Origin of the sequence: Citrobacter sp. NCU1, assembly GCF_010231475.1 — a bacterium.
In the GTDB taxonomy this organism is placed as follows: Bacteria; Pseudomonadota; Gammaproteobacteria; order Enterobacterales; family Enterobacteriaceae; genus Citrobacter_D.
This window is the reverse complement of record NZ_NRDO01000049.1, coordinates 15,900-30,081: the sequence shown is the minus strand read 5'-3', so window position 1 is coordinate 30,081 and position 14,182 is coordinate 15,900. Positions and strand designations below refer to the sequence as shown.

At 52.7% G+C, this 14,182-nt stretch carries 11 protein-coding genes; 4 read left to right on the top strand and 7 right to left on the bottom strand.

Annotation, left to right across the window (positions count from 1 at the left end; genetic code table 11):
- Positions 1-140 precede the first annotated feature (140 nt).
- Both cutC and CJP72_RS16795 read right to left on the bottom strand, forming a co-directional pair.
- The gene (gene cutC / locus CJP72_RS16800) at positions 141-887 is read right to left on the bottom strand and encodes a copper homeostasis protein CutC (protein ID WP_162382490.1); all 747 of its coding nucleotides are present in this window, start codon (positions 885-887) and stop codon (positions 141-143) included.
- Positions 888-958: 71 nt separating this feature from the next.
- Positions 959-1,528: a VOC family protein gene (locus CJP72_RS16795; RefSeq protein ID WP_162382489.1), complete on the bottom strand. Its 570-nt coding sequence runs from the start codon at positions 1,526-1,528 to the stop codon at positions 959-961.
- Positions 1,529-1,767: 239 nt separating this feature from the next.
- Between CJP72_RS16795 and argS the strand changes: the two genes are divergently transcribed.
- Complete coding sequence (gene argS, locus CJP72_RS16790; RefSeq protein ID WP_162382488.1) at positions 1,768-3,501, top strand: arginine--tRNA ligase; 1,734 nt, start codon at positions 1,768-1,770, stop codon at positions 3,499-3,501.
- Between the two features lie 185 nt (positions 3,502-3,686).
- Positions 3,687-5,603 carry a penicillin-binding protein 2 gene (gene mrdA / locus CJP72_RS16785; RefSeq protein ID WP_162382487.1) on the top strand — a complete coding sequence of 639 codons (1,917 nt, stop codon included), beginning with the start codon at positions 3,687-3,689 and terminating at the stop codon, positions 5,601-5,603.
- A 5-nt stretch (positions 5,604-5,608) separates the two neighbouring features.
- On the opposite strand, the gene bglB is transcribed toward mrdA, so the two are convergent.
- The 5 genes from bglB to flhB form a co-directional block, all read right to left on the bottom strand.
- Positions 5,609-6,748: a beta-galactosidase BglB gene (bglB, locus tag CJP72_RS16780; protein ID WP_162382486.1), complete on the bottom strand. Its 1,140-nt coding sequence runs from the start codon at positions 6,746-6,748 to the stop codon at positions 5,609-5,611.
- A gap of 4 nt (positions 6,749-6,752) precedes the next feature.
- Positions 6,753-8,336: an MFS transporter gene (locus tag CJP72_RS16775; RefSeq protein WP_162382485.1), complete on the bottom strand. Its 1,584-nt coding sequence runs from the start codon at positions 8,334-8,336 to the stop codon at positions 6,753-6,755.
- A gap of 306 nt (positions 8,337-8,642) precedes the next feature.
- On the bottom strand, positions 8,643-9,038 hold the full coding sequence (flhE, locus tag CJP72_RS16770) for a flagellar protein FlhE (RefSeq protein WP_162382484.1): 396 nt from the start codon (positions 9,036-9,038) through the stop codon (positions 8,643-8,645).
- A complete protein-coding gene (gene flhA / locus CJP72_RS16765; RefSeq protein ID WP_162382483.1) occupies positions 9,038-11,116 on the bottom strand; it encodes a flagellar biosynthesis protein FlhA in 2,079 nt (692 codons plus the stop codon). Before flhA ends, flhE begins: the two co-directional genes overlap by 1 nt.
- Positions 11,109-12,263: a flagellar biosynthesis protein FlhB gene (gene flhB, locus CJP72_RS16760; RefSeq protein ID WP_162382482.1), complete on the bottom strand. Its 1,155-nt coding sequence runs from the start codon at positions 12,261-12,263 to the stop codon at positions 11,109-11,111. Before flhB ends, flhA begins: the two co-directional genes overlap by 8 nt.
- 546 nt (positions 12,264-12,809) lie before the next feature.
- Between flhB and CJP72_RS16755 the strand changes: the two genes are divergently transcribed.
- Positions 12,810-13,394 (top strand): fimbrial protein, encoded by a 585-nt coding sequence (locus CJP72_RS16755; RefSeq protein WP_342212328.1) that lies wholly within the window; start codon positions 12,810-12,812, stop codon positions 13,392-13,394.
- 63 nt (positions 13,395-13,457) lie between these two features.
- The gene (locus CJP72_RS16750) at positions 13,458-14,180 is read left to right on the top strand and encodes a fimbrial biogenesis chaperone (protein ID WP_342212327.1); all 723 of its coding nucleotides are present in this window, start codon (positions 13,458-13,460) and stop codon (positions 14,178-14,180) included.
- Positions 14,181-14,182 lie beyond the last annotated feature (2 nt).

Below are 14,182 nucleotides of genomic sequence, written 5' to 3'. Positions count from 1 at the left end.
AACTGGCTCAAAGCTGAAAGCTTTACGGAACCCCCAGCCTAGCTGGGGGTTTTCAATGCATAAAAAAAGGCCCCTGTTGAAATTGCAGGGGCCTGGTACGAGCAAGCATCATATTGGGCGACATGATGCAACGGTAAAAATCAGTTGGCCTGATGGCGAACAATGATTCCTTTCATCTCTGCAACCGCCGCCCCGTCAACCACACTGCGGGAAAACTCATCCGCTTGCGTATCCGCTGACATCGACAGTCCCTGATTGCGATAACGCATTGGCGAGGCAACCTGGGTTCCGGCAGAACTGTGTACTTCCCTGACACCTGCATTCAGGAAATCCTGCAAATTTTTTGCACGAACCCCTGCTCCGGCCATAATTATTGGAGCATCGGCGTGTGCAATTAGTTCCATAATTATTGATAAACCTTGCAGTGCGTCAGATTTTTGCCCGGATGTCAGCACTCTCGCCACACCCAAATCCGCCAGATTCTTAAGCGCATTTAATGGATTAGCGCACATATCGAAGGCACGATGAAATGTCACGGCCAACGGCCCGGCAGCGGCCATTATTTTTTCCATTCGCGGCATATCCACGTTACCGTCCACGTCCAGAATGCCCACCACCAGTCCAGGGAAACCCAATTCTCTGACCGTGCGCACATCTTCCAGCATGGCGGCAAACTCACCGTCGGTATAACAAAAATCACCGCCGCGCGGGCGAATAATCGGATGCACGGGAATCGTCACGTGTTGACGAACCGAACGCAGAACACCGAGCGATGGCGTCAATCCGCCCTCTTTCGGCGCAGAACACAACTCGATCCGATCGGCACCGTTTTGCTGCGCGGTTAACGCGCACTCCATGCTGTAACAACAAATCTCGAGCAACGCCATACTCACTCCTTTTTCAGAATCGTTTATCATGCCATGCCTGTTAACGCTAAACGCCGCAGATGCTCACAAACTCAATTCCCTGACTGCTCGCTTGCCACAATGGCTTCAATCGACCACGGGTGAAACTTGATGGTGACCTTGCCATCCGTCACCGCCAGCGTTGGGTTTGGCAGACGTTCGTGCTCGCCTTTGGGCGAACTGGTTTTCACGAAAATCCCCGGCTGGCTTAGGCCATCGTCAGAAAGCAGCGCCAGCGCCCGGGCGTTCAACGTTTCCGGTTCGCCAGGCAGCACAATTTCAATATGTTCCCAGCCTTCGTGCGGGTAGCGCTTTTCACCCGGCCACGGCAATTCCACAACACTGAATCGCCAATGTCCGACGCACACAGGCGCCTTCAATTTGAACAGACAGATCGGTCTGCCGTTGATGATGTTTTCCGACAGGAGTTCGCCGCACTGCTCAAACCCACGGCGCCAGCGTTCTGCGGTTGCATTCTGATGACAACGAAGAGAGATATGGTCGGCCTCAAGGGGCGCCAGATCCAGACCGAGGCGAGTAGAAAGTGCCGTTAACGCCAGCGTAAAACGCGGTAAATCCGCCAAAATATCATGCAGTTCGTCAATAGATTGCCAGTTCGCCATTTGGAATACTCTTCTTCATTTTCAAAGCCGTTAATTTACTCTGTTGCGGGGCGGCAACCAACCGCTGATTGTCGTCAACGCGCCATGAACAGAGATGCCTCATTATGTTAAGGCAATTTCAGAGCAGCGACGGCATGCGCCAATGCTGACGCAAACGGGCATTTGCAGTATACTCCCGCCCTAAATTCTTAAACTGGTGCGGGCACAGTCACCCCGCGTCTTAAACGTAAGGTATTCCGGTGAATATTCAGGCTCTTCTCTCAGAAAAAGTCCGTCAGGCCATGATTGCTGCAGGCGCGCCTGCAGATTGCGAACCTCAGGTTCGTCAGTCAGCAAAAGTACAGTTCGGCGACTATCAGGCCAACGGCATGATGGCAGTTGCTAAAAAACTGGGTATGGCGCCGCGACAACTTGCAGAGCAAGTGCTGACTCATCTGGATCTCAACGGCATCGCCAGCAAGGTTGAAATTGCCGGTCCGGGCTTTATCAATATTTTCCTCGATGCGGCGTTTCTCGCCCAAAACGTCCAGCAGGCGCTGGCCAGTGACCGCCTGGGTGTCGCTGTCCCTGAAAAGCAGACGATTGTGGTGGATTACTCTGCGCCTAACGTCGCCAAAGAGATGCATGTCGGCCACCTGCGCTCGACCATTATCGGCGACGCGGCCGTTCGTACTCTGGAGTTTTTGGGTCACCACGTTATTCGCGCCAACCACGTCGGCGACTGGGGCACGCAGTTTGGTATGCTCATCGCCTGGCTGGAAAAACAGCAGCAGGAAAACGCCGGTGAAATGGCGCTGGCTGACCTGGAAGGATTCTATCGTGATGCGAAGAAGCACTACGATGAAGATGAAGTGTTTGCCGAACGCGCACGTAACTACGTGGTGAAACTGCAAGGTGGCGATGCGTACTTCCGCGAAATGTGGCGCAAACTGGTCGACATCACCATGACGCAGAACCAGTTAACCTACGATCGCCTGAATGTGACACTGACGCGTGACGACGTGATGGGCGAGAGCCTGTACAACCCGATGCTGCCGGGTATCGTCGCCGATCTGAAAGCCAAAGGTCTGGCCGTTGAAAGCGAAGGCGCGACGGTGGTGTTCCTTGATGAATACAAAAACAAGGAAGGCGAACCGATGGGCGTCATCATTCAGAAGAAAGATGGCGGCTACCTCTATACCACCACTGATATTGCTTGTGCCAAATACCGCTATGAAACGCTGCATGCCGATCGCGTGTTGTATTACATTGATTCCCGCCAGCACCAACACCTGATGCAAGCATGGACTATCGTGCGTAAAGCCGGGTATGTGCCCGACTCCGTACCGCTGGAACATCACATGTTCGGCATGATGCTGGGTAAAGACGGTAAACCGTTCAAAACCCGCGCGGGCGGCACGGTGAAATTGGCGGATCTGCTGGACGAAGCGCTGGAACGCGCACGCCGTCTGGTGGCGGAGAAGAACCCTGACATGCCTGCCGATGAGCTGGAGAAACTGGCAAATGCCGTCGGTATCGGCGCGGTGAAATATGCGGATCTCTCCAAAAACCGCACCACCGACTACATCTTCGACTGGGACAATATGCTGGCGTTTGAAGGCAACACCGCGCCGTATATGCAGTACGCCTACACCCGTGTGCTGTCCGTATTCCGTAAAGCAGAAATCGATGAAGACGCGCTGGCGGCGGCACCGGTTATCATCAGCGAAGATCGTGAAGCGCAGTTAGCCGCTCGTCTGCTGCAGTTTGAAGAGACGCTGACAGTGGTTGCGCGTGAAGGTACACCGCACGTCATGTGTGCCTATCTATACGATCTCGCCGGTCTGTTCTCCGGTTTCTATGAGCACTGCCCGATCCTGAGCGCCGAGAGCGAAACCGTGCGTAACAGCCGCCTGAAACTGGCGTTACTGACGGCGAAAACGCTGAAACTGGGTCTGGATACGCTGGGTATCGAAACCGTAGAACGTATGTAAGCCACACTGTTTAACACTCAGGCCTGAGTTCGTTTGCGGACTCAGGCTTTTTTATGTCCGGCGTTCGTACTCTGTAACATGTCACAAGGAATGACACATTTATCAAGAGGGATGGTACATTTTTTGCCTGTCATCGCGTTGACGTCTCCGTATCATTAGGCGGCTAATTAATCAGGTACGGGTCAATGACGTTTAAAGATTTCGCAGCAGAAGAGAAGCTCTTTCTAAGACGGGTAGTGGTGGCCTTCGGCCTGGTGGTTTTCTGCTTTGGGATCCTTCTCTTCAATCTCTACAATTTACAAATTCGCCAGCATCAGTACTACGCGACCCGCTCTGACGAAAACGACATTAAAATGCTGCCGATCGCGCCAACGCGTGGCATGATCTATGACCGTAATGGCATCCCGCTGGTGCGCAACGTGACCTGGTACGACATCTCGGTTACGCCCTATAAAATCAGCAATATGGATACGCTAATTCAACAGTTGACGCCCATCGTTGACCTGACAGCGGATGATATCGAGGCGTTTCGCCATGCGCTAAAATCAGGCAGTCGCTATCGCCCGGTGGTACTAAAAAATGCCCTGACCGACGTCGAGATTGCACGTTTCTCGGTCAACCAATTTCATTTCAGCGGCGTCGCCATCAATCGCTACGAAGATCGGGAATACCCCTACGGCGCGGAACTGGCGCATGTGCTTGGCTATGTCTCAAAAATTAACGATAGCGATCTGAAAACACTCAGCAAAGAAGGGATTGCGGAAAATTACGCCGCCGACCATAACATCGGCAAACAGGGGATTGAACGCTATTACGAAAATGAACTGCATGGCAAAACTGGCTATCAGGAAGTGGAGGTGGATAATCACGGGCGGATCGTCCGTCTGCTGAAAGATGTTCCCCCCGTCGCCGGGAAAAACATCCACCTGACGCTGGATCTCCACCTGCAGGAATATATTGAAAGTCTGCTGGCCGGGCAACGCGCCGCCGTGCTGGTGGAAGACCCGCATGACGGCTCGGTATTGGCGATGGTCTCAAATCCCAGCTATGACCCGAATCCCTTTGTGAAGGGCATCAGCTATCAGGCGTACGGCAAACTGCTAAACGATAAAGATCTGCCGTTGATCAATCGCGTGACGCAAGGGCTGTATCCGCCAGCCTCCACGGTGAAACCCTACATGGCCATGTCGGCGCTGTTAAACGGCGTCATTACGCCACAAACCTCCTTTTTCGGCGCGCCGACGTGGACGCTCCCCGGAACAGAGCGCCGCTACCGCGACTGGAAGAAAAGCGGTCACGGTATGCTGAATGTCACCAGGGCGATTGAAGAGTCGGCGGACACCTTCTTTTATCAGGTGGCGTACATGATGGGCATCGACAGAATCGACAACATGTTGTCGCAGTTTGGCTACGGTAAACCGACTGGCATCGACCTTGACGAAGAGTACAACGGCCTGCTGCCGGGCCGTGACTGGAAACAGCGGGTGCATAAAAAGAGCTGGTACCAGGGAGATACTATCTCGGTCGGCATCGGCCAGGGGTACTGGATCGCCACGCCGATTCAGATGGTGAAGGCAATGGTGGCCCTGCTCAACAACGGGAAAGTGATCGCCCCTCACCTGTTACAGGAAGAAGATAACGGTAAAACCCGTATTGTTTACCACGCCGCCACACCACCGACGCAAATCGCCAACGCCGATTCACCGTATTGGGGATTGGTGCGTCAGGCAATGTTCGGTATGGCGAATTCGCCTAATGGCACCGGTTATAAGTACTTCCATACAGCGTCTTACGGTATCGCCGCCAAAAGTGGCACATCCCAAGTGTTCAGCTTGAAAGAAAACCAAACCTACAACGCGAAAATGATCCCAATACGCCTGCGCGACCACGTGTTCTATACCGCTTTTGCGCCCTATAACAACCCAAAAGTCGCCGTCGCCTTGATTCTGGAAAACGGTGGCAGCGACGGCGTGACCGCCGCGCCGGTGATGCGTCAAATCCTTGACCATCTGTTTGTGTCGCAAAACGCTGTTGCTCAGCCTGTTCACCGCCAGGCGGAAGGCGCATCCCCGGTCGCGAAACCGACACCGGGGAGCGTTTGAGTGACTTAAAAATACTTACGCAGATACTCGGTGAGGCACAGCATCGCCATCGCCTGGCCGTACGGCATGGAGGTCAGCGGAATGTTGCGGTAAAAATCAAGATCATGCCCCATGCCGGTGCCAAAGGAGGTTTGCAGCAGCTCCCCTTGCGGTGAAATGTGCGCCACAATGCCTTTAATGGCCTTCTCAGCCACCGCTGCATACTCCTGACCAACATAGCGCTTACGTACCGCTTTCAGAATACCGTAGGCGAATCCCGCAGTGGCCGACGCTTCCAGATACGATTGCGGATCGTCCAGTAAGGTATGCCATAACCCGCTCTCATCCTGACATTTCGCCAGCGCGGCAATTTGCGCATTCAGCACCTGCACCAGATAACGGCGGACTGCGTTATTTTCAGGCAGATCCATCAGTTCCAGAAAATCGGGGATCACGATGGTCAGCCAGCTGTTGCCACGCGCCCAGCGGGCATTGGCAAAGTTATGGTGTCCGTCATAGTTCCAGCCGTGGAACCACAACCCCGTCTCTTTATCCATTAGATTCTGCACATGCAGCAGGAACTGATAGGTCGCCTCTTCCACATACGCCGGACGATTAAGCAGTTTGCCAATCTTAGCCAGCGGCAACACCGTCATCATCAGCGTGTCATCCCACATCTGCTGATGGTTTTCTTCCGCCAGCGTGATGTGCTGCATACCGCCGTGGTCGGTACGCGGCATCTCATTCATCGCCCACTCCGCCCAGCTATCAAGCCACGGCAGATACGCCGGATTACGGGTTTCTTCGTAGCGATAGGCCAGCGTTAAAAACGGCGCCATCGTGTTGACGTTTTTGGTGGTTGCCCCCTCGGCGAAACGATCGGCAAACCAACTGTCGATAGTGTCGCGCGTTGCCTCATCGCCGGTCTGCTGATAGTACTGGTACATCCCGTACAAACCGACGCCGTGGGTCCACTCCCACCCGGCCCAACCTTTGGTATCGATAACACGCCCGTCATCCAGTCGCAGTAGAAACTCACCCGTTTCATCATGAATATTGACCAGGTTATGCGTCACCTTTTGGATCAGTGTTTTTAACTCATCCCTGGCGATAAAATGCTCTGGTTGACGCAATAACGGACTGTGTTTGACTGGGTAAACCTTCATCTACTTAACCTCTGTGCAATGTCGAATTCATTGCCGCGCCCTGCTTAAGAGACGGCGCAGCCGGTTTATTACGGTTCAGATAACCAATATTGTTGTTACCCCAAAGTGATTCGTACGGCATACCTGATAGCATCTCAACAGTAGCGCGCGCCTGCGGCGTAATCTCTTCTGGCATTGCCCGGCCAGAGTTCCGCATTTTGGCCGTCTCTTCACGCAGAACACTGTGTGTTTGCAGATTCAGCTTGAAGCGCAAAGAAACCAGGAAGCCTACCGCCAGCACCAGCAATGTGCCGCAGCTCAGAATCAACAGAATGGTGTGGCTAACGGCTTCAGGTTGCGTGCTCTTCCCAGACACAAAGCCTGACAGTTGCATCACAATCCCCACCAGCATCACCGCGCCCGCCTGGGACGCTTTACGGGTCAGCGTCATAATGCCTGCGAAGATCCCCTCGCGACGCTGTCCGGTAATGACTTCATCGACATCGGCAATGTAGGTATAGGTGTTCCAGGGCACATAGTTGATACCGCCACGTCCCAGTCCCGCAATCGCAGACACCAGCAGTAACAGGGTGTACACATCGCTCATGCCGGCATAATAGAGAACGGCATACGACAGCGAACTCAGACCAAACAGGACAACCACCATGCGGTAAGACGGTGCAGGTCCAAAACGGATGCACAGCGGGATCATCCCGATAACCGCAATGAACTGGAAAATCGCCATCGTGCCCAGCAAATTCGACGCCATTGAGGCTTCCTGCATCAGCACGAAGACCACGTAATAGGTAAAGACCGCGTTGAAAACGTCCTGCGCGATGTATCCACCAAGGTACATCCCCAAATGCTGACGGAAAATTTTGATACGCAGCGTCGAACTCAGTTCAACGAACAGACGATTCATGCTCTGGCGGAAGTTCAGGTTCTTCTTCTCTTCCTCGGCACGCAGAGCCGCTTCCGTCCACTCCTCACGAGGACGCTCCCAGGTAAAGAACCAGACAAACGTCAGCATCAACGCGCACAGTACCGAGAACACCATACTGGCGTAGAAAAAGGAGATCGGGTTGTCTTTACCAAACGCCGTCAGCAGAATGCCCGGCAGGAAGGAGGCCAGAATGGCGGACATTTGCGCCATGGCAATGCGCGCCCCGGAGAACTTGGTTTTCTGCTTAAAGTCATCGGTCATTTCCGGCACCAGCGTCTCGTATGGCACCAGGATCATGGTGTAAACGATATCAAAGACCAGATAGGTCAGCAGGTAGTACCAGAAAGTCATGTCGCCAACCCACATCAGTGAGTAGCTGAATACGCAAGGGATCCCGAGCAGAATAAAGAACTTACGACGGCCAAAACGTTTGCCGAGCCACGTAGAACCGAAGTTATCGGTTAAAAAGCCCATCAGTGGGCTCACAACCGCATCAAGGACCCTTGCCGCAGCAAAAATGAACGTAGCCTCAATCGGCGTTAACCCGCAAAAAGTCGTATAGAAGTAAAGAAGCCAGGCAGCGGTTAGCGCGGTCGTTCCGGCGCCTAAAAAGTCGCCCGCACCGTATGCAAAATAATTCACCAGCCCAATTTTACGTGTATTCATTGCCGTTAACCCTGCAAAAAATGAAGAGATCGCCAACGCGGGTCCTGAACTCCCCCACCCGACGAACCGGGGAGTGAGTGAAAGGACAGGGGCGTTCATACACGGCTACAATAGAAGCTTACAGGAAGTGATACCTTTTTGTTTCTGCCACCGCATTTCGTGTGGTGGCAGAAACGCAAAGAGTTCGGCAACGCGTGTCACCGATTTATAAAACAGCGTTTCTCCAGAATCAAAAAGAAGGTCTTATAATTGCGAAGCGGTTTACATTTTTACCTGTCAACCGCCTGAAATAGCGACGGCTGGCCATTATCGGTAGTTAACAATCACCTGGTTACTCTGGACCTTAAGCGCCGGGATCAGGCGTCCTCCCCCCGGTACTTCCCAAACAAAGCGTAACGGTTCAATGGCGGGCACGTTGGCGAATCCGCGTGTGGTTCCGTTTTGCCCTTCTAGCTCCACGCAGCGAGATTGCGAGCACAGGCGCACCAGCAGACCCGCAGGCGTCGGACCGTCCAACGTATAACGCCAGGCCACCAGAGTCATTAACCCGGAAACCGGTTGTCGGGAGGACAACGGCGATGAAGATGCGGACTCACCACGATAATTCAGGGTAATACCGGTGCTGCTGTCTTGCCACGCCCCTTCTCCGGCAGCCAACGCCATACAAGGAATCAGGCACAGCACGCTGAGTAATTTACGCATTACTTGCCTCCGATGGTCGCTGTCATGCGAATGTGACGGTTGTCCGAGAGCTCCAGATTCGACAGCACCACCAGTTGCGGCAAGCTACGCCGTAAAAAACGTGACAGCAACGGACGCAGGGCATGATTCACTAACAGCACCGGTGGCGCGCCCAGCATTTCCTGGCGCGACAGCGCTTCTTGCGTCTGCGCCAGCAAACGATCCGCCAGACCGGGCTCAAGTCCGCCACCGCCCTGTAACGCCTGCAATAACAAGCGTTCAAGCGGGGTATCAAGGCCAATAACATGCACTTCATCATTGCCTGGGAACCATTGTTGCGTGATGGCACGTCCCAACGCCACACGCACCACGGCAGTGAGTTCCTGCGCATCGCTCTGTATCGGGGCGTGTTCAGCTAACGTTTCAATGATGGTGCGCATATCGCGAATCGGCACTTTCTCATCCAGCAAGTTTTGCAGCACTTTATGCAGCGTGGTGAGCGTGACCACACCAGGAACCAGATCTTCTGTCAGCTTAGGCATCTCCTGCGAGACGCGATCCAGTAGCTGTTGCGCTTCCTGACGGCCAAACAGTTCCGCCGCGAACTGACCAATCAGATGGTTAAGGTGCGTTGCCACGACAGTGCTCGCCTCCACAACCGTAAATCCCTGAATTTGCGCCTGCTCTTTCAACGCGCTTTCAATCCAGATAGCCTCCAGACCAAAAGCGGGATCCACCGTCGGTTCACCCGGCAGCGTCCCCGCCGCCGTCCCTGGGTTAATGGCCAACCAGCGCCCCGGATACGCATCGCCGCTGCCAATCTCTACCCCTTTCATCAGAATACGGTAGCGCGCAGGCTGCAGATCCATATTGTCGCGAATATGTACCACTGGCGGCAGGAATCCCATCTCCTGGGCAAACTTTTTGCGGATACTGCGAATTCGTCCGAGCAGTTCCCCATCCTGTTGAAAATCAACCATCGGGATCAGCCGATAGCCGACCTCCATGCCCAGGGAATCTTCGAGCTGGACATCATTCCAGGTGGCTTCCACCACAGAATTGTTTTCCGGCATCTTCACGGGCTGCGGTTCTGCGGGGGCTGCTTGCTCCCGCCCCCGCATCCACCAGGCAAGACCCAGTAATGCCGCAGTAAACATCAGGAAAACCAGATTCGGCATCCCGGGCACCAGCCCCAGCAGCCCCAGCACCGCCGCACTGAGCAGCATGACGCGGGGGTTGCTGAACAACTGGCCGACCATCTGTTCGCCAACATCCTGGTCCGTACTGACGCGGGTCACAATGACGCCCGCCGCCGTTGAAATCACCAGCGCCGGGATTTGCGCGACCAGACCGTCGCCAATGGTCAGCAGGGTATAACTTTCCGCCGCGTGCCCCATGCTCATTCCGTGTTGCAGAACCCCTACCAGCAGTCCCCCAACCACATTGATAACCATAATCAAAATACCGGCGATGGCATCACCACGAACGAATTTACTCGCACCGTCCATCGAACCGTAAAAATCGGCTTCCTGGGTCACTTCCGTGCGCCGTTTTTTCGCTTCATCTTCTCCGATCAACCCGGCATTTAAGTCGGCATCAATCGCCATCTGCTTGCCGGGCATCCCATCCAGCACAAAGCGCGCGCCAACTTCAGCGATACGCCCTGCCCCTTTGGTGATAACCATAAAGTTGATGATGACCAGAATCACAAACACCACAATACCAATGGCGAAGTTGCCGCCCACCAGAAAGTGACCGAAGGCTTCAACGACCTTGCCTGCCGCCGCCGCACCGGTATGCCCTTCCATCAGAATGATACGTGTTGACGCCACGTTCAACGCCAGGCGCAACAGCGTGGTAAACAGCAATATGGTCGGGAAAGCGGCAAATTCCAGCGTACGTTGGGTGAACATCGCCACCAGCAGCACCATGATCGACAGCGCGATATTAAAGGTGAACAGCAGGTCGAGGATAAACGCAGGCAGCGGCAGCACCATCATCGACAAAATCAGCAGGATGAGGATTGGCCCGGCAAGAATTTGCCATTGGGTGGACTTCATAGTGTTGGGCAGGCGCAGCATCGCAACCAGATTAGCCATCGGTATTCTTCTCGTTCATAAAATCCAGTGCGTCAGGCACCGGTAGATTTTCAGGTTGTGGCGGACGCTGCCCACCGGCAAGGCGCCAGCGTTTAAGCTGCCAGACCCACGCCAGGACTTCCGCCACAGCGGCATACAGTTGCCCGGGGATTTGCTGACCAATTTCAGCATGACGATACAACGCACGCGCCAGCGGCGGTGCTTCCAGCGTCGGCACGCGATGTTCCGCGCCTATCTCACGAATGCGCAGCGCCACCAGCCCCGCCCCTTTGGCGACCACTTTGGGCGCAGTCATTTTGTTTTCGTCGTACTGCAGCGCCACCGAGTAGTGCGTAGGGTTGGTAACAATGACGTCGGCTTTCGGCACATCGTCCATCATGCGGCGACGCGCAGCCGCACGCTGCATTTGGCGAATGCGTCCTTTAACATGCGGATCGCCTTCGCTTTGTTTGAACTCATCGCGAATATCCTGGCGCGACATACGTAACTTTTTCAGGTGGCTGAAAATCTGGAAGAAAACGTCAAAACCCACCATCGGAATCACCCCCAGTACGACCAGCAGCGCGCAGAGCCCGACGAGATCCAGCGCGTTGCCCATTGCCGTCACCGGCGACTCAGCCATCAAACGCATCATCTCCGGCCAGTTGTGCCAGAGATAAAACCCCGTCACGCTGCCCACCAGGGTTGATTTGAGTATCGCTTTCAGCAGTTCTGCCCCGGTCTGTGCGGAGAACATGCGTTTGATACCTGGCAATGGGTTCAATTTTGAGAACTTGGGTTGTAGGGATTTACCGCTAAAAACCAGTCCCCCCAGCATCACCGGGGAGATAAGCGCCACCAGCACCACGCCGGTGATCAGCGGCAACAACGCCCACATTGCCTCTTTGATCAGCAGAATAATTTGCCCGAGTATCAAATTGGGGTCGTTCACCATGCCGTGATCGAAACGTAATCCCGCCGAAAGCATGTTTGATAAACGTCCCGCCAGCGATTCGCCGCCTATCCAGATAATGCAAACACCCACCAGCAAAATCAGCAGTGAGGTAAGTTCTTTGGATCGGGGAATCTGCCCTTCTTCCCGCGCTTTTTCGAGTCGGTGGGGTGTGGGGGCTTCTGTTTTGTCGTCGTTATCGCTTTCGTCTGCCATAGCACGCGCTCACGCCAGGTTGTCTCTGTGTAATGATGACAGAACGCCCTTTCGGCCAATGGCGCGAAAAGGCCCCGTAAACAGCGCTTTTTAAGCCATTGATTTACGTTTAAGGCGAGATTTTCAGCATGCCGTTGAGACGTTATTACGGAACATCCCCCTTAATGGCCAACGCTTATTTATAAAAAATAAATATGCTTACACCTATATTTATAAAAATAAAAAACACTCATTCACAAATCGATAAAACATGAGAGAACCGCAATAACAATGAAAACACAAACTCCCGATCCAACTGCAACAGAATTCATACGCAACTTAAAACCCTTTTTATTTCACTAGGTCAAAAATAAATCCGCCGAGACATATACAAATTAAGAATAAATAAAAATATCAAAAAACCACGAGCTTGCTCCATGAAAAAACAACATGACTTCCGAATAAAAAAAATCTGTGTATACTGGCACTACCGTTTAAACATAACATCACAAAATCATATTTTTATTTAATATATATACCAGTTTTATCGACCTGGAGAATAAAAGCGTGGAAAAGAATATTTTTGTTTGCTTGCTTATGACTTTGTTTACATCAACTGCCTTTGCTGCCCAGGGAGGTGTTGGTGCAGAAAATAATGCCGGAACAGTCCACTTTACCGGAGAAATCATTGAGCCAAGTTGTGTAATTGTAGGCGATAGCGGTACAGCTTATAACGTGCCACTGGGAACTTACCCTACGTCATATTTCTCTTCGTCAGGAAAAGAGTCTGATATTGTACCGTTAACAATTACGCTTAAAGAGTGTCCGGTAAGCAGTGATGGGCTTTCCAGTATTCAGTTAACATTTAAAGGAACGACAGTCAGCGGTTCTACAAACATATTGCAAGTCAGTCAGGTATCAACGACCGGGCCTGCAACCGCAGCTGGGGGAGTGGGCGTAGTGCTCAGCCCAGTAGATGAGGATACGACCCTTATCACATTTGATGAGGCGCCAGGACAAGTTTATATCCCATTATCAACGAATGCATCCGATACTATTAGCGCGACCTTTGACGCTCGTTATAAATCCTATGGTACCGTAACCGCAGGTGCGGCCGATGCCGAATTACAGATCAATATTCTTTATAAGTGAACTCAATATATTATCCAGCACATTATCAATGATGTAATTTAATACTGTGCTGGATATATTCATATGACACCCTCGTTTATTAAAGGTTTTTATATGCGCCTTCCTCTGCTCATCATTTGTATTGCCACTTATACTTTTACCACTCTCGGCCAAGCTGCGGGGATCCAGGTAGGGCGCACGCGTGTTATTTATGATGCAAGCAAAAAAGAAGTTGCGCTGGCGCTCACCAATACAGAAAAAGAACTCCCCTGGCTTATTCAGTCATGGACGGATACCGGAGACGGAAAAACCCGGGGGCCGTTTATTGTCACCCCCCCGCTCTTTCGACTCGATCCGCAAAAAGAACAAAGCCTGCGTATTACCTGGTCCGGGCAGACACTACCCATCGATCGTGAATCTTTATTTTATATGAACATACGCACCATCCCCGCCATCTCGAAAGACGATAATCAAAAAAATGTCTTACGCCTGATTTACAAAACCAGAATAAAACTGTTCTGGCGCCCTGAAGGCTTGAAAAGCACGCCCATTGATGCCTGCAAAAATCTTCGTTTTAGCCAACATGAAAGACAGGTATTTATTGCCAATGACGGCGACTATTACAGCGTTTTCGATACGCTGCGGATTAGCGGTAAGTCGCTAACCGACGTCGATATGGTTGCACCGAAAACCAGCACAACATTTCCCCTCCCTAATACCGCAAATGGTTCAAAGGTGACCTGGCGCTGTATTACCGATTATGGCAATGCAACCGCTGAGTTTACTGCCAGTTTAACCCAAAAATAGTG